15 protein-coding genes are annotated in these 18,846 nt (G+C 62.2%); 10 read left to right on the top strand and 5 right to left on the bottom strand.

Translation table 11 applies throughout. The features are described 5' to 3' along the window. The first annotated feature begins 47 nt into the window (after positions 1-47). From N1937_RS11385 to N1937_RS11370, 4 genes are read left to right on the top strand one after another with little or no spacing between them, the layout of a single operon-like run. Positions 48-1,217 carry an MlaE family lipid ABC transporter permease subunit gene (locus tag N1937_RS11385; protein ID WP_170255768.1) on the top strand — a complete coding sequence of 390 codons (1,170 nt, stop codon included), beginning with the start codon at positions 48-50 and terminating at the stop codon, positions 1,215-1,217. A gap of 1 nt (position 1,218) precedes the next feature. After that, the gene (locus tag N1937_RS11380) at positions 1,219-2,064 is read left to right on the top strand and encodes an ABC transporter ATP-binding protein (protein ID WP_170281234.1); all 846 of its coding nucleotides are present in this window, start codon (positions 1,219-1,221) and stop codon (positions 2,062-2,064) included. A 9-nt stretch (positions 2,065-2,073) separates the two neighbouring features. Further along, complete coding sequence (locus tag N1937_RS11375; protein ID WP_017964531.1) at positions 2,074-3,444, top strand: MlaD family protein; 1,371 nt, start codon at positions 2,074-2,076, stop codon at positions 3,442-3,444. 26 nt (positions 3,445-3,470) lie between these two features. Further along, positions 3,471-4,082, top strand: a complete 612-nt coding sequence (locus N1937_RS11370; RefSeq protein ID WP_017964530.1) for an ABC-type transport auxiliary lipoprotein family protein — start codon at positions 3,471-3,473, stop codon at positions 4,080-4,082. A 22-nt stretch (positions 4,083-4,104) separates the two neighbouring features. Here the strand turns inward: N1937_RS11370 and N1937_RS11365 are convergent, their stop codons facing one another. Beyond that, on the bottom strand, positions 4,105-4,980 hold the full coding sequence (locus N1937_RS11365; protein WP_260058833.1) for a D-alanyl-D-alanine carboxypeptidase family protein: 876 nt from the start codon (positions 4,978-4,980) through the stop codon (positions 4,105-4,107). Positions 4,981-5,366: 386 nt separating this feature from the next. Between N1937_RS11365 and N1937_RS11360 the strand changes: the two genes are divergently transcribed. After that, on the top strand, positions 5,367-6,116 hold the full coding sequence (locus N1937_RS11360; RefSeq protein WP_260058831.1) for an aminoacyl--tRNA ligase-related protein: 750 nt from the start codon (positions 5,367-5,369) through the stop codon (positions 6,114-6,116). Between the two features lie 54 nt (positions 6,117-6,170). Here N1937_RS11360 and N1937_RS11355 read toward each other — a convergent pair whose 3' ends face one another. Together N1937_RS11355 and N1937_RS11350 are read right to left on the bottom strand one after the other, a co-directional pair. Next, positions 6,171-6,731, bottom strand: a complete 561-nt coding sequence (locus N1937_RS11355) for a cysteine hydrolase family protein (protein ID WP_170255773.1) — start codon at positions 6,729-6,731, stop codon at positions 6,171-6,173. 155 nt (positions 6,732-6,886) lie between these two features. Then, positions 6,887-13,867, bottom strand: a complete 6,981-nt coding sequence (locus N1937_RS11350) for a hypothetical protein (protein ID WP_260058829.1) — start codon at positions 13,865-13,867, stop codon at positions 6,887-6,889. Between the two features lie 462 nt (positions 13,868-14,329). On the opposite strand from N1937_RS11350, the gene N1937_RS11345 reads away from it, so the two are divergent. Beyond that, positions 14,330-14,713, top strand: coding sequence for an Hpt domain-containing protein (locus N1937_RS11345; protein ID WP_017964526.1), 384 nt, complete (start codon positions 14,330-14,332; stop codon positions 14,711-14,713). Positions 14,714-14,973: 260 nt separating this feature from the next. Continuing rightward, the gene (locus N1937_RS11340) at positions 14,974-15,294 is read left to right on the top strand and encodes a 2Fe-2S iron-sulfur cluster-binding protein (protein ID WP_003540151.1); all 321 of its coding nucleotides are present in this window, start codon (positions 14,974-14,976) and stop codon (positions 15,292-15,294) included. Between the two features lie 316 nt (positions 15,295-15,610). On the opposite strand, the gene N1937_RS11335 is transcribed toward N1937_RS11340, so the two are convergent. Further along, positions 15,611-16,237, bottom strand: a complete 627-nt coding sequence (locus N1937_RS11335; RefSeq protein WP_260058823.1) for a DUF922 domain-containing Zn-dependent protease — start codon at positions 16,235-16,237, stop codon at positions 15,611-15,613. Positions 16,238-16,338: 101 nt separating this feature from the next. Between N1937_RS11335 and folP the strand changes: the two genes are divergently transcribed. From folP to folK, 3 genes are read left to right on the top strand one after another with little or no spacing between them, the layout of a single operon-like run. Then, positions 16,339-17,208 (top strand): dihydropteroate synthase, encoded by an 870-nt coding sequence (gene folP / locus N1937_RS11330; protein ID WP_260058822.1) that lies wholly within the window; start codon positions 16,339-16,341, stop codon positions 17,206-17,208. Continuing rightward, entirely contained in the window at positions 17,205-17,570 is a 366-nt protein-coding gene (folB, locus tag N1937_RS11325) for a dihydroneopterin aldolase (RefSeq protein WP_017964523.1), read from the top strand. Before folP ends, folB begins: the two co-directional genes overlap by 4 nt. Further along, positions 17,563-18,081: a 2-amino-4-hydroxy-6-hydroxymethyldihydropteridine diphosphokinase gene (gene folK / locus N1937_RS11320; protein WP_017964522.1), complete on the top strand. Its 519-nt coding sequence runs from the start codon at positions 17,563-17,565 to the stop codon at positions 18,079-18,081. The genes folB and folK overlap by 8 nt, the downstream gene beginning before the upstream one ends. Positions 18,082-18,149: 68 nt before the next feature. Here folK and N1937_RS11315 read toward each other — a convergent pair whose 3' ends face one another. After that, on the bottom strand, positions 18,150-18,701 hold the full coding sequence (locus N1937_RS11315; protein ID WP_017964521.1) for a hypothetical protein: 552 nt from the start codon (positions 18,699-18,701) through the stop codon (positions 18,150-18,152). Positions 18,702-18,846: the final 145 nt, after the last annotated feature.

Here is an 18,846-nt window from a genome sequence, read left to right as displayed (position 1 = left end):
GGGCGACGAACGATCTGCTTCGCGAGTCGGCAATGTCGCTATAAGCCTTGAAAGACACAAGTATCTTGAACGCCGAGAATCGCAACGCCGCCTCCCTTGATGTGGACGACCAGGCTGATGGCTCGGGACAGCGTGTGCGTCTTCAAGGAAATTGGCGCAGCGCCTACATCCATCTGGTGCTGCGCGATTTCGAAAAGCTGCTGCAGAAAAAGACCGGTGACTTGACCGTAGACCTCTCGGACGTTTCGGATATTGACACCGCCGGCATCTGGCTGCTGTGCCGGCTGAAGAAACAAGAAGAGGCGGGCGGCCGGGTGGTTCGCTTCGAAGGCACCAATCCGCATATCGACGAAATGCTGGAGATGTTTTCCGAGGAGCCGGCCAAGCCCGAGCCGGAGCAGACGGAGAAAGTCTCGCTTATTGCGCGCATCTTCGCGCCGATCGGCAAAATGACCTATGAGATCTGGGACAATTTCGCTGCCGCCATGTATATCCTCGGCTCGGCGGTGCGCGGCGCCCAGATGAAATTCGGCCGCGGCAGCGGCGTTTCACCGGCCTCAATCGTCAACCAGATCGACCATATGGGCGTTCGCGCCGTCCCGATCATCCTGCTGATGTCGTTTCTGATTGGGGCGATCATTGCCCAGCAGGGCGCCTTTCAGCTGCGCTACTTCGGCGCTGAGGTTTTTGTCGTCGATCTCGTCGGCATCCTGCAATTGCGCGAAATCGGCGTGCTTCTGACCTCGATCATGATCGCCGGCCGCTCGGGCAGCGCGATCACCGCCGAAATCGGCTCGATGAAGATGCGCGAGGAGATCGACGCGCTGAAGGTGATGGGGCTGAACCCGATCGGCGTGCTGATCTTCCCGCGGCTGGTGGCGCTGACCATTGCGCTGCCGCTTTTGACGGTGCTGGCAAATTTCGCTTCGCTGGGAGGGGCTGCCGCTGTCGCCTGGGGCTATTCCGGCATCACCTTCGCCAATTTCCTGTCGCGCCTGCACGAGGCGGTGACGCTGTCGACTGTGCTGTCGGGCATGATCAAGGCGCCGTTCATGGCGCTGGTCATCGGCATCGTCGCCGCCGTCGAGGGGCTGAAGGTGGGCGGCAGCGCGGAATCGCTCGGCCAGCATGTCACGGCCTCGGTGGTGAAGGCGATTTTCGTCGTCATCCTGATGGACGGGCTTTTTGCGATGTTCTATGCAGCGATCGACTTCTAGCATGGCGAATCGCGTGGACGAGAAACCGATCGATACGGAAGACAAGGACGAAAGGGACATCGTGCTGTCGGCGCGCGACGTCACCGTCGGCTTCGGCTCCAAGGTCGTGCTCGACAATCTGAACCTCAATATCTACCGCGGCGAGATCCTCGGCTTCGTCGGCGCGTCGGGCACCGGCAAATCGGTGCTGATGCGCACGGTGCTCCGGCTGCTGCCGCGCCGCTCCGGCACGATCAAGATCCTCGGCCAGAATTTCGACGAACTCGACGAGCCGCAGCGCAACGCGCTCGACATGCGGCTCGGCGTGCTGTTCCAGCAGGGAGCACTGTTTTCGTCGCTGACGGTCAAGGAAAACATCCAGGTGCCGATGCGCGAATATCTCGACTTGCCGACCTCGCTGATGGATGAGCTGGCGCATCTGAAGATCCGTATGGTCGGGCTTGCAGCAGATGCCGCCGACAAATATCCCTCCGAACTGTCTGGCGGCATGATCAAGCGCGCAGCCCTTGCGCGCGCGCTGTCACTCGATCCGGAACTGGTCTTCCTGGACGAGCCAACCTCCGGCCTCGACCCGATCGGCGCGGCCGAATTCGACGAACTGATCGCCAGCCTGCGCGATAGTCTGGGATTGACCGTGTATATGGTCACGCACGACCTCGACAGCCTGTTTTCGGTCTGCGACCGTATTGCCGTGCTCGGAAAGAAGCGAGTAATGGTGGAAGGCACGATCGACGACATGCTGGCCTATGACGATCCCTGGGTGCAGGCCTATTTCAAGGGCAAACGCGCGCGGTCGATCGTGCCGCAGAACGCTACTGCCGCGCGGCACGACAGCAGCGGAAAGTGACCGGATAAGATGGAAACCAAAGCCAATTACACGATTGTCGGGTTTTTCACGGTGCTGGTGATCGCGGCTGCCTTCGGCTTCGTCTACTGGATGGCCGAATATGGCCGCGGCGGCCCGATGACGGAACTGATCGTGCGTATTCCGGGCTCGGCCAACGGCCTCAGCGTCGGCTCACCGGTGCGCTTCAACGGCATCCAGATCGGCTCGGTGCAGACTTTGTCGATCGATGCCGACGATCCGCAATATTCACTGGCCTTCACCCAGGTGCGCACCGATGCGCCGATCTACCCCTCGACCAAGGCCGCCCTTGAAATCCAGGGCTTGACGGGCGCCGCCTATATCGAACTGTCAGGCGGCCGGAAAGGCGAGGAAAGCATCCTCCAGCATGCGATCGACAACGGCAAACGCGCCGTCATCGTCGCCGACCAGTCAAGCGTCACCAATCTTCTGGCAACCGCCGACAAGATACTCGATCGTGCCAACGACGCGGTTGGTGAACTTCAGGGTTTCATCGAAGATTCGCGCGGGCCGCTGACCGAGACTTTCAAGAATGCCGAGACGTTCTCGGATGCGCTTGCCAAGAATTCCGGCAATATCGACTCCTTCCTGCAGAGCGTGGGTGAACTCTCCAACACGGTGAAGGCGGTCTCCGGTCGTGTCGATTCGACGCTGCAAGCGGTCGAAAAGCTGGTCAAGGCGGTCGATGCACAGAAGATCGACAACATCGTCTCCAATGCCGAGAAGATTACCGCCAATGTCGCCGATGCTTCGGGCGACCTCAAGGGCGCGATCCAGAAGTTCGACGAGACGGCCACCACCTTCAACGATTTCGGCAAGCAGGCGCAGGCGACACTCGACCGCGTCGATACGCTCGTTGCCCAGATCGATCCCCAGAAGGTGAAGGGTTCGGTCGACGATATCGCGCAGGCGACCAAGGATGCGCGCGTCGCCGTCGCCTCGATCCGCGACGTCGCCAACACCGTTTCCGCGCGTCAGAAAGATATCGACCAGACGATCCAGGACGTGTCGCAGCTTTCCAACAAGCTGAATTCGGCCTCGACCCGCATCGACGGCATTCTCATCAAGGTCGATGCGCTGCTCGGCACCGACAATACGCAATCGCTGTTCACTGAGGCGCGAGATACGCTGGAATCCTTCAAGAAGGTGGCGGACAACCTGAATTCGCGCATCGGGCCGATCGCCGACAATCTGCAGAAATTCTCGAGCGGTGGTTTGCGCGACGTGCAGACTCTCGTCAACGACATGCGCGGAACCGTGAGCAATCTGAACGACACGATCACCAACTTCGACCGCAATCCGCAACGCCTGATCTTCGGCGGGGAAACGGTCAAGCAATATGACGGCCGGACGCGGCGTTAAACTGGGGAAGTCAGGGGTAGCCGAATATGGTCGCATCGCATCTGTCGTCACGCCGTTCTTGGATCAGGGGAACGGTGATCGCACTGCCGCTGACGGCGCTGATCCTTTCCGGGTGCGGCACCGCGGCCAAGAACGATACCTATGACCTGTCCGCCGCCGTCGACGGGGGTGGACCCGCAGCCAAATCCCGCCAGATCTTGATTGCCAGCCCGACGGCGCTGAGAGCGCTCGACAGCGAGCAGATCGTTATCCGTGTTTCGCCGTCAGAAATCCAATATCTTTCGAAGGCGCAGTGGGGCGACAAGCTGCCGCGCATAGTGCAGTCGAAACTGGTGGAAGCCTTCGAGAACTCCGGCAAGCTCGGCGGCGTCGGCATGCCGGGGCAGGGGCTGGCGATCGACTACCAAGTCGTTACCGATATCCGCTCCTTCGAGATCGATGCTTCGAACGGCAACCAGGCGGTGGTCGAGATCTCCGCCAAGATCCTCAACGACCGCAACGGCTCGGTGCGCGCCCAGAAGGTGTTCCGCGCCATGGCGCCGGCCGGCGGCGGCAATGACGGCTTCGTCAAGGGCCTCGACCGCGCCTTCTCCACGGTTGCCTCCGAGATCGTCAGCTGGACGCTGAAGACTATCTAAGCTTTCGGGCTAAGCTTTCGGGCTACTTCGTCGGTTGCGAATCCGTCATCGTCGTTCCCGGCTGGCTGCCGGGTGTCGTGGAAGCTGTGGCGGTCGATGACGACGATAGAGCGCTGTCCAGCAGGCTTGCCATCTTGTCGTCGCGTATGCTCGCGGTCTTTTCGCCCATGACGACGCCGACCACGCGGCGGCCATCCTTCAACGCCGAGGTCACGACATTGTAGCCCGATGCGTCGGTGTAGCCGGTCTTGATGCCGTCGACGCCGTCATAGCGATACATGAGGTTGTTGTGGCCGCGCAGCTTCATGCCGCGGAACTGGAAGCCGCGCATCGAGAAGAGCTTGAACTCCTCGGGGAAGTCCCGCATCAGCGAAACGCCAAGTGTCGCCATATCCCGCGCCGTGGTGACCTGCTCCGGATCGGGAAGGCCAGACGGATTCTTGAAGACCGTGTCCTTCATGCCGAGCTGGCGTGCCTTGTCGGTCATCTCCTTGGCGAAAGCCTGTTCGGAGCCGCCAAGCTGCTCGGCGATCGCCACAGCAGCGTCGTTGGCGGACAGCACCACAATCCCTTCGACCGCTTCGCGCAGCGTCACCTTACGGCCGGCCCCGACAGCGAGCTTGAAGGGCTCCTTGCTCTCGGCATTTTCCGACATTGTGAGCTTCTGGTCCCAGTTGAGGCGTCCGTCATGCAGGGCCTCGAAGGCGAGATAGAGCGTCATCATTTTGGTCAGTGACGCCGGATAGTTCAGATCGTCCTGATTGGAACCTTCGAGGACCTGGCCGGACTGCGCATCGACGACGAAACTTGCCTGGCCGGCCTCAGCCAGCGTGACGGCGCCCATCAGGAAAGCAGAGGAGAGCGCGGTGGCAAGGAGCCTGGATGTCGTCTTGGTCATCAATGTTGCTGTCTCTATCGTTTGGTCATGAGCTTGAACGCAAGGGGATTAAAAAGGTTTGTGACGGAATGAAGGAACCGGGGCAACAAAAAAGGGTCATCCACAGATGATCCCTTTTGTCTCACCATGTCCTTCGACCGACGTCCGGCTCGCTGCGGCCGTTTGACAATGTCCGGCTGGGCACGTAGAGAATTTCGCCATGAGCACGAAGCGCGCGCCCATCTCCCGTCATATCAGCACCTGCCCGCAGGTTGCGATCTTGCGCGCTTTTGACGGACGAGGTCTCCGCGTCCTGCTGTGACGTACGGGCGCTATCGGCGTCCGGCGCGCTGCTGGACGTAAAGCCCCTCACCACGTCAATCAAGGCTGCCAGGGAGACAGGCACCGTGCTCAATATTTATCATGTCAATTCGCTCGTCCATTGGGAGGAGCGCGAGATCCATCTGCGCGATCATATGATCGGCTTCTTCTCACAAGAAGTCCGCAGTTTTCTCAGATCCGTCAATCTGGCCTGGGATGTCAGGAGGGTCGAGGCGCCGGCGCTGATGCCGCGGTCACTTGTTTCAAGCGCCTATTCGAACGCCGATATCTGGGTCCAGGAGCAGCTCTCCACCAGCGATACCGCGCTGGTGCTGAGACCGGAGACCACGCCGTCGACCTACATCTATATGCAGCATATTCTCGGCAATCACTCCAAGACACGGCTGCCGCTCTGCGTCTGGCAAGCCGGCAGATCCTATCGTCGCGAGCAGGAACAGCCGACCAAACACATGCGGCTGAAGGAATTCTGGCAGCTTGAATTCCAATGCGCCTTCACGGCCGATAGCGGTAACGACTATCACGCCGCATGCCTCGAGCCGGTCCGTCGGATGATCGCATCGCTGATCCATCTGCCGACGCGGATCGTACCTTCCGACCGGCTGCCGGGCTATTCCGAGGTGACGATGGATATCGAGGTCGACAATGGCGACAAGTGGATGGAGGTCTGCTCGATCTCGCGACGCACGGATTTTCCGCAGCGTTACCGGTCGCAGCCGAAGAAGGGAGCTGCCTTCGACCACGACGTGCTCGTGCTTGAGATCGCCATCGGTCTCGATCGGTGCATTTATAACTGGAGCATAGCCGCCGATCGGTGAGATATCGGAATCCGGTGCTGCCAGGCGGTCCCGGTTCTCATGTGGTCTGAGAATTTATGAAAACTCGATCTCGGCGGCGGGGCGGATTTCTACCGTTGCCTTGCCGGCATCGAAACCATCGAGCGTTTCATTGTGATGGGCAATGATCTCGGAGAAGGTGAAGGTCGCTGTGTCGCCGGTCATGTGACCATCGGCAATCAACGTCACATCATATCCGAGCGACACGGCTCGCCTGACTGTGGTGTCGACACAGAATTGCGACATGCATCCACCGACGACGAGGTGAGTGACTGATCGTTCGTGCAGGCATTCGGCAAGATCGGTCTCGAAGAAGGAGTCGGCGCTTTTCTTGCGCACAACGACCTCGGCCTGCCTTGGCGCGATCTCGTCGCGCAGGGCCCAACCCGGCGTGCCGACAGCCAACCGATGGCCAACGTCGCCGTCATGCTGAACGAGCACGACCTGCGCGCCCGCCTGCCGAGCTTTTTCTTGCAACACTGCCAAGCGCGCAACGGTCTCGTCGAGTGCGGTATCGATGTAAGGCTGCCGCTCAGGCGAGGCTTTGCCGGCGAGGATCGCGTTCTGCACGTCGATGATCAGAAGGGCCTTGGTCATTTCGGGGAGGTTTCCGTAACTGAACGGTGGATGGTTTCGTTTCGGAATGCTTTGCTTTTGTATATCTGCAGAGATGCCTTCACCCTCGCAATATAGAACGAAAGCCGCCTGACACGTGTTCAAGCGGCTTTCCAAATCGCAGGTCCCAGTCAGGCTCAGCCGAGCCTGCCTGCGGCATGAGCGAGCATGGTGTAGACCTTGCCCGTATCCGAGGTGAGGTAGGACTGCGTCACCGTCCGGTTCGGGTCGGTGCGGGCGACGTCGGCGAGCAGCTTTTCGAAATCACCGATATAGCGGTCGACGGCGGTGCGGAATTCCGGTTCGCGGTCGTATTTGCGCTTGATCTCGTCGAAAGTCTGCTGGCCCTTCAGCGTATAGAGGCGACGAGTGAAGACGTCGCGCTCGCCGCGCTGATAACGGCGCCAGAGATCGACCGAGGCGTCGTGGTCGATGGCGCGAGCGATATCGACCGAGAGCGAGTTCAGCGATTCGACGACGTGCCGCGGATTGCGGCTATCGCTGTTGCTGCGCGTCGCAGGGGCGGCGGTTTCCGCTTGGCGGGCCGGGGCGCGGGCAGGCGCTTCGTCGGCGGCCTCGTCACGCGATGCGCCGCGCAGGAGATCGCTGATCCAGCCGCCGCCTTCGGCGCGCGCCGGTTCCTGGCGGGCTGGCTCCTGGCGAGCGGGGGCAGGCTGCGGCGCGCCGCGCGGAGGGGCGGCAGCCGGCGCAGACGGTGCAATCGTTCCGCGCAGGCCCGTCGCTTCAAGCGGCGGCGGCGCTGCCGGCTGCGGCGGCTGGGCTGCGACCGGCTGGGTGGGACGCGGGGCCGGCTGCGCCTGAGCAAGCGTGCGGGCGACAGGTTCGGAGATCTCAAGCTGCTGGCTGGAGCGGCCGACGAGCTGGGAGATATCCTGCAACGCCTTGATCTGCTCGGCGACCGCCCGGCGCATGGCCGAGGCGCTTTCCTTGGCTTCCTCGGGAAGATCGAAGGCGCCGCGCTTCAGTTCGGCACGGGTCGCGTCGAGTTCACTGCGGATGTCGGCGGCAGAGCGGCGGATATCTTCGGTGGCGCCGGAGAAGCGGCCGACTGCATCGTCGATCGCCTCGCGTAGCGCTTCCCGCATGTGCTGGGCGGCACCGTCGGAGGCGCGACCGGCTTCGCCGAGCATGCGCTCGACGTCCGACAGCGAGGCGGTGAGACCGCCGCGAATGCGATTGGAGAGATCGCCGGAACGGCGTTCGACATTGGCGAAAGTGCCGTCGATCGTCGTATTGGCCTCGTCGCCGGCGCGGGTGATCGCCTCGCGCATCGTCTCTGCCGCTTCCTGGGCGCGCTTCTCGGTTTCGGTGAGAATGCGGCCAATGTCAGCAAAGGAGGATTGCACGCCTTGGCGCAAATTGCCGGTGACCTGGCTGGAGCGCTGTTCTGCCCGCTCGAACACGGTCTCGATCATGCCGCCGAGGCCTTGCATGGTCTTTTCGATCTCGGCGGAGCGCTGGACGAGGCCGACAGAGAGTGTCTGCAGCGCGCTCTCGCGTTCCTCGAGCGTCGAGGCGAGGTTGGACTGGGCGGCGCCGAGAAGCTGCGAGGCCTGGGTCAGGACCTTGGAGTGTTCGTCGAAGCGGCCGATGATGCCGCCGACCTGCGCCAGCGTCTGGCCCGAGATGTCGGAGAGGCGGTCGATCTTGCCTTCGAGAAGCCTGGTGGAGGCGGAGACCATCTCGGCGGCCTTGGTGGCGGAGTCGGCAAACCGCGTAGTGGTATCGCCCAGACGACCGTCGACGCTGGTCAGCTGCTCGGCGGCGCGGTTCATCATCATCGCCATCGCCGCGCTGCTTTCCGACATTCGCTGGACGAGGCCGTTGACGTTGCCGACCAGGCTGTTTTCGATGGCGCTGACGGCATTGGCGACATTCTCGGTGCGGGCGGCAACGGCGCTGGCGAGCGCTTCGTTTTCGGCGCGCAGACGGTCGGCGCTGAGGTTGGCTGCGGCGGTGATGCGGGCGGCGGCCTGCTCGCCGGCATCAGTGTAGCGGTCGATGATCGGGCGGGCCGTCTCGTCGAGGATGCGTGTCAATTCGACCGAACGGCCTGATAACATCGAGTTGAGGTCGCGGGTGCGCTCCTCGAGCGTCGAGCGGATCGAGTTGCCGCGCGCTTCGAGCGCCCGGTCGATCTCGGAGAACGTCGTATCGATCTCGCGGGCTCGCTCCTCGAGATTGGTGCGAATGGCGCTGCTGCGGGCTTCGAGCGCCCGGTCGACATCCGCCATGGTTGCGGAAATCTCACTGCCGGCGCCCGTGAGCGTCGAGCGGATGGCGTTGCCGCGTGACTCCAGAGACTGGCTGGCATCCGACAGCACCTTGGAGATGGCATTGACTTGCGTGCCGACGATGGTCTCAGCCTCGGCGACTTTGTTGACGATGGCATTGCCGGCTTCGGAGAAGGTTTGGGCAACGGCAGCGGCTTGGCTTGCCAGCCGGTTCTGAGCTTCGGCGACGCGGGTGACGATCTGCGACGAGCGCTCATCCATGGTGCGGGTGAATTCGTCGCTTTTCACATTGAGATCCTCGGCGAATTGCTGGCCTGTCTTGCCAAGCAGTTCGGTGGTTCTCGTCGCTTCGCCTTCCATTCCCTGGGCCGCGTCGGCAACCGCGCTGCGCAGCGTCGAGGCGAGACCAGCGGCCTTGCCTTCGATAGTGCGGTTGACGGCATCGAGGCCGACGGTCAACGCACGGTCCATGGTGGAGAGGCGTTCCTCGATGCGTTCATTGCCGCGGTCGAGCGTTTCGGCGAGGCTCGCGGTTCGGCCATCGATAGCGCCGGTCAGGCTGGTGGTGCGGCTGTCCAGCGTCTCGGCCAGATTGGCGGTGCGGCTGTCGATCGCCTGAGTGAGGTTTGCGGCGCTGCCTTCGAGCGTCGCCGAGATGCGCTGTGTGGCGTCGTCGCTGAGCGCGCCGAGACGAGAGACGCCGTCGGCAAGCACGCCGGACAGCTGGCCGCTGGCCGCTTCGACCTTTTCGGCAACACCGCCGACGCCGTCGCGGATGCGGGTCTCGATCGCCGCAAGACCGGCTTCCACACGCGATCCGGTTTCATCAAAACGGCCCGTCAGGTTTTCGACCGACCGATCGAGACGGGTGGACAAATCCTGGGTGGAGCTCGAAATCGCACTTGCCGCCTCCTGGAAGCGGCCGGCGATCTGGCCGGCGCCGGCATGCATGCGATCTTCCAATCTCTGGGCGCCGGCATCGATCGCCTGGCGGATTGCGGCTTCACGGTGCTCCAGCGACAATTCGAGCATGCCGACGCTCGTCGCCACCGAGGTGCCGATGCTGGTCGCCTGTTCGGCCAGCGTATCGCTGATCAGCGCATGGGCCTGGTTCAGCGATAGGTCTATGGCGTTGGCGCGGTCTTCGAGCGTCGTGCGGATGCGCTCATGGGCCGAGGCAAGCCCGCCCTCGATGCGCGCCGCGGCTTCGTCGGCGAGGCCGCCGAGCCGTGTATGTGCATCGGTCAGACGGCCTTCAATGCGGCCGGTCAAGCCGCCGACGAGATCCTCGAAGCGGGTGCCGCCGGCATCGAGAACACCCGAGAGGGCGGCGCTATGTTCGGAAAGCGCATTTTCGAGCCGCTGCTGATTGTCGGTATAGGCGGTGCGGATCGCATCGGTCTTGTCGGAGAAGGCACCGGCGACTCGTGCCTCGGCACCGGAGACGGCCTCCATGATGGCGTTGCTGCGGGCTTCGAGCACGCTGTCGAAGCGGCTCTGGTTATCGTCGAGCGAAATGGCGAGCGCCATGGTCTTTTCGTCGAGCGTATCGGTGAGCCGGTCGTGGGTTGCCGTCACGGCGCCGATGATCGCGGCGGTGCGGTGCCCCAAGGCTTCCTCGAGGCGGGCCTGGCCTTCGCTCAGCGAAGTGGCGAGGGCGGCGGCCTTCTGGTCGAGTACACCGTTCAGGCCAACATGCGTGCCGGAAACCGCATTGGTGATCGCATCGGCGCCTGTTGTCAGCGTCTCCTCGAGACGGCTCTGGCTCTCGTTCAGCGAGATGGCAAGCGCCATCGCCCGATCGTCAAGTGTCTCGGACAGGCGGTCGTGGGTGGCAGAGACCGCATTCAGGAAGGATTCCGAGCGGCTCTCCAGCGTATCCTGTAGGCGGCTCTGGCCCTCGTTCAGGGAGGCGGCGATCGCCGTCGCCTTTTCGTCGAGCGTTTCCGAGAGACGGTCGTGCGTGCCAGACACGGCCTTGAGGAAGGCCTCGGAGCGTGCTTCCAGCGTGTCTTCGATCCGCGACTGGCTCTCGTTGAGCGAGATGGCGAGCGTCATCGCCTTCTCGTCCAGCGTCTCGGACAGACGGTCATGCGTGCCGGAGACCGCATTCACCAAGGCTGCCGATCGGGTTTCCAGCGTGTCTTCGATCCGCGTCTGGGTTTCGTTGAGCGAGATGGCGAGTGCCATCGCCTTTTCGTCCAGCGTCTCGGAGAGGCGATCATGGGTGCCGGAGACGGCGTTCAGCAGCGCCGCGGAGCGGGTTTCGAGCGTATTCTCGATACGGGCATGGCCTTCGCTCAGCGAGGTGGCAAAAGCTGCCGCCTTGCCGTCCAGCGTCTCGGAGAGACGGTCATGGGTGCCGGAGACGGCGTTCAGCAGAGAGGCTGAACGGGTTTCAAGCGTCTCCTCGATACGGGCCTGGCTCTCGTTCAAGGACATGGCCAGCGCCATCGCCTTCTCGTCGAGCGTCTCGGCAAGACGGTCGCGCGTGCCGGATACAGTGTTCAACAGTGCCTCGGCGCGTGTTCCAAGCGCATCCTCGATGCGGGCATGGCGCTCGTCGAGCGAGGTCGTCAGGGCCGCCGCCTTGCTGTCCAGCGTTTCCGACAAACGATCATGCGTGCCAGACACGGCGTTGAGTAAGGCCTCGGAGCGCGTCTCAAGTGTATCCTCGATGCGGGCATGGCTCTCGTTCAGAGAGATGGCAAGCGCCATCGACTTTTCATCGAGCGTCTCGGCAAGACGGTCATGGGTGCCGGAGACGGCATTGATGATGGCGTCGGAGCGGGTTGCCAGCGTTTCCTCGAAGCGGCTGTGATGGGTGGTCAGCGCCTCGACCAGTGCGCCGCCGCGCTCTGCCATGACGCTGTCGATGCGGCCGTGGGCCGTGCCGAGCGCCTCGCTGATTTCGGCCGCACGCGCAGCAAGCACGCCGCTGAGCTCCTCGGCGCGACCGCCGAAGGCAGCGGTCACCTGTTCTGTGCCAGCGGCAACGGCAGTCGTCAGATCAGTGGTGGTGGTGCGCAGCGTGTCGCGGAATTCGGCCGAGCGCGTCTGAAGGTTGTTCTGCAGTTCGGAGGTGCCTGATGCAAGGGTCAGCGCGATTTCAGAAGTCGCGCTCTGCAGCGCAGAGGTCAGTTCACCGGTGCGGCTGGTGAGTGCCGTGGTGATTTCATCTGCGCGGCTGCCGAGCGTGCTTTCCAGCACTTCGTGGCCGGTGGCGAGCGCGGTGGCGAGCGCCAGCGACTGGTCTGATAGCGACGAACCAAGCCGGTCGATGCCGGAATTCAGGATGCCGTCGATCGAATCCGAGCCGCCGGTCAGCGTCTCGTTGATACGAGCGAGGCTTTCCATCAGCTTGGTGTCGAGCGAGCCGGTTCGCTTGTCGAAGGCGCTGGTGAACTCGGCGACGCGTTCGTCGAAGGCGGTCGACAGTTGGGCGACGGTCGTCTGCAGCCGCTCCTCGAAGAAGCCGGAGCGCACGTCGAGATCCATGACGGCGTCGTCGGCGGTGGTCTGCAGGCTCTGGCGGAAGCTTGCGCCTTTTTCGTCGAGCGCGCTGTTCAGCTTCGACAGCACGTCGTCAAGCGTGCCGCCGATGGTACGTTCGCCTGACGTCAGGCTCTCGTTGATCTCGCGGGTGCGGGCGATCAGGATCTCGTTGAGCTGGTGCGTGCGCTCGTTCAGCGCCGCATTCAGCTTCTCGGTGCTGCTGTCCATGGTCGAGGCGCGCGTTTCGAACTGGCTGAGCAGTCTTTCGCCATGGTCGTTGAGATTGACGGAGAGCGCTTCGAGGCGGTTGTCGAATTCTGTGGCGAGCGCAAAACCCGATGCGTTCAGGGTCTGCAGCAGGGTATCTGTCTTGGCAGAGAGCAGGCTGCCCATCGACTGCAGGGCGCTGTCCGATTTTTCCAGGATCGTCGCGGCGCGCGTATCGATCAGCGAGGCGAAGGCTTCGCCGGATGTGGCAAGCCGCACCGCGATCTCTTCGGTCGCCAGCGACAGCTCTTCCTTCAGCTGGTCGTGCACACTGCCGATCGAGGTGCGGATACGATCGGCATGGTTGACGATCGCCTCACGCTCGGAGCCGAGTTCGTGGACGAGGCCGCGCACGCGCAACTCGTTGTCGGCATAGGAACGTTCAAGCGCATTGACTTCGGAATGGACGAGCGTTTCCAGCTCGGAGGCACGCGCGATGGTGCGCTCGATGCCCTCGTTCATGGCCGAGACCTCACGGCGCACGGCCTGGCCGACGGTCATGATGCGCTCGGAGGCGATGGTTTCCGGCTCTGCCAGGCGCAATGCCACCTCTGCCATGGAACGGGCGGCGTTGCGCATGTCCTGGGCGCGGGAGATCATGATGGCGAAGGCGTAGAACATCATCACGGGAACGATGATGCCGACGAGGCCGGCGATGACGCCGGGCAGGGCGACGAGGTCGGCGAGCGAACGGATCTGCCAGATCTGCGGAGCATAAAGCAGCGACATCAGGCCAAGGCCGGCCATGACCCAAAGCACGGAAAACAAGGTGGCGGTGCGCACCGCCGAGCGGCTGGAGGCGCCGTCAAAGGATTTCAGGATCGAGGCGGGCGTATTGCGGCTGGCATCGTTGGCGGGCGTGAAGGCCGGACCCCTGGAAGTCTGCTCGCCGGCGGCACCGCGGCGGCTGCGGCGCTGCGCTTCGTCCTGAGCCTGCTGATTACGCGCATTCGATGGATCAGACACATTAGCCTCCGGGGCCTGGGGCGCGTCGCCGCGGCGAGACGGTACGTTATCCTTGCTAAAGTCGATCTGGAGCGCCTCGTCCAATGCCTTGAACGCCTTGTCCTCAATTGACTCGTTGTATTTGTTGTTCGCCATTCGGGTATGCCTCGTTACTGTCAGCCGGCCCAACCGCGCATCCCTGGCTTCCGCCTCACCCGGGAACAACTTTGCCGTTCCAGCCTTCCATCCCAACGAAGGACGGATAAGCATGTCATTTCAGAGTAGATAGCCGCTTTTTCAAACGGAAGGTATCAAAACACTACCATTATCCACTCGCTCGGCAAAGGCGCGTACCATAAACCCGCTCCACCAGTATCGTAGTGACACATCTGAGGTCCTCACACAATTAATGAAGGCTTGAGATTCACGGCTCGTTAACCCGTTGTTAACATCTTTGAATCCGAGGCATCGCTTAAAAACCAATAATTTAGGGATATTTAACGGACGTTAACCATATGGCGAGATTTCCGCCCTGAATGTGCCCGAATTTAACGTGATGGCCACTCTCCGGACGCAGAACTGTTGCAACTGCGGACGATAGAGACGGGAGAATTGGCAATGGCAGCCCAGATGGCAGCATTGAACATCGTATTCGAGGCGCCGGATAATGCAAAGGGACCGTGTCCTTCGAAGGTCCGGCCAATCGATCTGGTCCATCTCGCAAAGCAGACGATGGGCGACAAGACGTTGGAAATCGAAGTCCTTCAGATGTTTGCGCGCCAGGCCCGTGCCTGCCTCCAGGATATTGCAAGCGGCGAAACCATCCGTATTGGCGCAGCCGCGCACCGGCTGAAAGGTGCGGCAAGCTCCGTCGGCGCGTTCCGCGTGTCGCAGACGGCGGAAGCCGTCGAGGAAACCGGCGGTGATGCCGGCGCGACGGCAGCGCTCGGCGCTGCCGTTATCGACGCCGAGAATTTCATCCTGAAGCTCTGCCGCGGCTGATCTCCAGGTCTTCACCGACGCAGGTCGCTGTGCCAAAACCGCCGCATATTTTTGGGCGATATGCCTGAGGTACCGTTCGAACGAGGCCCGTTGTTCCATTGCGGAACCACGGGTCTTTTTGCGACGTCCCTGATGACGCTTTGAAGACGGCGGGCGAAGGCCCGATCTGCGAGGCTGTCACGGATTTCCCAATGTTGACTGATGCGTCGAATTGTCGGAAGAAAATCCGCCCATCCACCTGAAGACCGGAAATAGTTCTGATGCCCAAACTTACCATCGTCGCCTTCGACGGCACGCGCTTCGACCTCGACGTCGACCAAGGCTCCACCGTGATGGAGAATGCCGTGCGCAATTCGGTGCCCGGCATCGAGGCCGAATGCGGCGGCGCTTGCGCCTGCGCGACCTGTCATGTCTATGTCGACGAGGAGTGGACGGAGAAGGTCGGCCAGCCGGAAGCGATGGAAGAGGATATGCTCGACTTCGCCTTCGATGTACGCCCGACCTCGCGGCTGTCCTGTCAGATCCGGATGAAGGCCGTCTATGACGGGCTCGTGGTGCACGTGCCGGAACGCCAGGCCTGAAGCGCGCTGCGCCACAATCGTCGCCGAAAAATTCGATATCAAAAAAGACGCCTCGCGCGCTAGAGCGAGCGAGGCGAGGCGGGCGCATTACCTACGGATGAGGGAGGAACATCCGCGGCTTCGGAACGCGCCAGGAGAACCCAGCGATGAAAGTGCAGTTGCCGTACCTGAACTTTCGAATGTGTTCATATTAACGCGTTCCGGTTGAGTCTGCCAGGATGAAAAATGACCATTCAATCGCTGGGGAGGGTGCAAGTTTCGCACAAGTTTCGTTGTGCAGCTAAGGTTTTCCGCTCGCAACAAGACTGAAAAAGCCTTATTTTGCGCCGGCTCGATCATTGATTCGATTGTTCAGCAACCTCAACATGCGCTTCTGAAAATTGACCGCCTCGACCCGGTCGAATCGCGCCTGCTGCCGATCGTGCTCCTCTATACCGCGAGCTGATTCGCCGGAGACGAGTTCCTGCATGGCTTCGCAGCTGCGCTGCTGCGGCAGCGCCCGGATGGCGCGCTCCATGGCGCGGGCCTGATCGCGGGCGATCTCGGCATGGCGCTCCTCGTGGCGCTTGATATCGCTCGACAGAGCGTCCCAGATCATCGACAGCTCCTTGCTGGCGCCCTTGCGGCTGCTCCAGCGCGGCAGGATGATCTGGGTGTGGACCGTGACCTTGACGTTGCCGACGCGGCAGCGCCCGTTATCCTGAATGTAGGTTGCCTCGCCGCCGAAGCGGATCTTCGTGGCGCCGGGATGACGCGCCGAAGAGCCGCTCGCTGTCGGCCCGCGCCGGCTGAGTTCGCGGTCGAGCTCATCCGCGGTTTTGCCGCGAATGTCGAAATAAGAATAGCTTTTCGATGCGATCACTTCGGCTGCCACGGGGCTGCAGAGGGAAAGAGCAATGGAAAAGGCGATAGGAAGGACCATATAACGCACTGCAAGCGGCATTCTGAACGCAACCCGTGTTGAAATCGACGGGAGCTTGGGGCATAGCCACCACAAGCGCAATATCGGATGGCGCTTTTTTCGTCTCCAATGGGATAAGTCTGGTGACAGGGCTCGAAGGCAGATTGTGGCGTGTCGGCCATGGCCGAGAGATCGAACTCGGCCGTCGTTCGACGATCATGGCGATCATCAACGTGACGCCGGACTCCTTCTCCGATGGCGGACGCTTTGAAACCGTCGATGCAGCAGTCGAACAGGCGTTGCGGGCGGTGAGCGAGGGTGCAGGGATTGTCGATATCGGCGGTGAATCGACCCGGCCGAACGCAGCAACCGTCAGCCCTTCCGAGGAGCAGGCGCGCGTGCTGCCCGTCATAGAGGCGCTGCGCGGCCGCACCCAGGCGCTGATCTCCATCGACACCTATCGCGCCGAGACGGCGCGGCTGGCAATCAGTGCCGGCGCCCATATCGTCAACGACGTCTTCGGGCTGCAGAAGGAGCCCGATATCGCCGATATCGCCGCGGTGACCGGAGCCGGACTCTGTATCATGCACACCGGTCGCGACAGAGTAAAACTTGTCGATGTGATTGCCGATCAGGTGCATTTCCTCGAGCGGTCGCTTGCGATCGCCGCTTCGTCAGGCGTCAACAGCGATCGCATCGTGCTCGATCCGGGCTTCGGCTTCGCCAAGGAGACTGCGGAAGAAAACCTGGAGCTGATGGCGCGGTTTTCCGAACTTTCCCGCTTCGGTCTGCCGCTGCTCGCCGGTACGTCGCGCAAACGTTTCCTCGGCACGGTGACGGGGCGTGAGGCGCAGGACAGGGATGCTGCGACGGCTGCGACCAGCGCGCTGCTCAGACTTCAAGGGGCTGCGGTTTTCCGCGTGCACAATGTCGCAATCAACAGGGATGCGCTTGATATCGCCGATGCTATGCTCAATGCGCGCCAGGAATTCGAGAGGAAGCGGCCGACATGACCACCTACACGATTACGCTGCAGAACTGCGCCTTCTTCGCGCGCCACGGCGTGCATGACGAGGAGGAGTTCCTTGGCCAGCGCTTCTTCGTCGATGCCGAGCTCGATGTCGTCGCCGGCGAGGCGCTGGAAAGCGATTCGATCAACGATACCGTCAATTACGGTGTCGCCTTCACCGTGATTGAGCAGATCGTCACGGGCAAACGGCGCTACCTGATCGAAGCACTGGCGCTCGATATCGCCAAGGGGCTCTGCGAGACATTCCCGCAGGTGCGGCGGGCGAAGATCACGGTGCGCAAGCCGAACGCGCCGGTCCCTGGCGTGCTCGATTTCGTGCAGGTGAGCGTTGAGCATTTTGCCTGAGGCCGCATTGCAATCCGCCACACTCGGTCTCGGCGGCAATATCGGCGATCCCGTAAAGGCGATGGCGGCCGCGCTGCAGAGGCTGGACGGACGGGACGACTGTCGGGTTACGGCGGTCTCGCGGCTCTATCGCACGCCGCCCTGGGGCAAGACGGACCAATCCTTCTTCTTCAACGCCTGCGCCGCCGTCGAGACCAGGCTGGCGCCTGAGGCTTTGCTCGATGTCTGCCTGTCGATCGAACGCGAAATGAAACGCGAGCGCATCGAGCGGTGGGGGCCGCGCACGCTCGATATCGACGTGCTGACCTATGGCGATGTGGTCCAGGACGCGCCGCGGCTGGAACTGCCGCATCCGCGCATGACCGATCGCGGTTTCGTGCTGATGCCGCTTGCCGATATAGCGCCGGGTCTGCTCGTGAGGGGCAGGGCGGTGAGTGAGTGGTTGTCGGATGCGGAGGTGACCGGAATCGAGGTCGCAGACGATAGTCGCGACTGGTGGCTGAGCGCCTGAAGCAAGGGGACCTGAAACGCAAAACGGCGGAAACCCGCCGCTTCAGGAAAATCCGCTGTGGGATTTGCCTACTCGATGGAACCGACGGCCATCTCGTCGACCTGGCGGGTCAGCGTCAGGCCGATGACCGGCACCATCTGACTTTCGACCTTGACCGAAACGGTGACGTTCATCGTCTTGTCGTCGCGCACGCGGGCGATCATTGCGCCATTCAGCTTGGCGCGGTTGATGCCGACGACGACGGTATCCTCGGAGACGGCGCCGGAGACGACGTCAAGGCCCTTGCCGGCGGCGCCGTCAAGGAACTTGCCCTTGTAGGTCGAGCCCGACTGCGAGATGACGGCGGTCATCGGCTGCTTGAAGACGCCGACGCGGCAGGTGCCGTCGAGTTTGATGCCGGCGCTGCTGTCGCCTGTGGGCTCACCGATCAGGTTGCAGGTGAATTTCGTGCCCTTATATTTGCCGGCGACGATTTCGCCGGGGCCCTTCCATGAGCCGGCGACGGAATCGAAGAAGGCCTTGTCACGGGTTGCAGCAGTGGCTGCCGGAGCGACATCTGCGACGGGAGACAATGCCGCGGCGGCCAAGCCGCATACGATGAGAAACTTGCGCGAATACATGGATTTTCCTTGGCAAACACCACTCACGAACTGGCTGCAAGTTTTGCCGAAGAATGGTTAATCCTTCCTTTCAATTGTGCCGAAATGCGAGGCGGCGTAAGGCTTTCGTGCGACGGCGATTTTAAACTCCCGTCACTAGATCATT

Source organism: Rhizobium sp. WSM4643, assembly GCF_025152745.1.
Taxonomy (GTDB): Bacteria; Pseudomonadota; Alphaproteobacteria; order Rhizobiales; family Rhizobiaceae; genus Rhizobium; species Rhizobium leguminosarum_I.
Note: the sequence above shows the minus strand (reverse complement) of the source record. Positions and strands in the feature narration are given on the sequence as shown.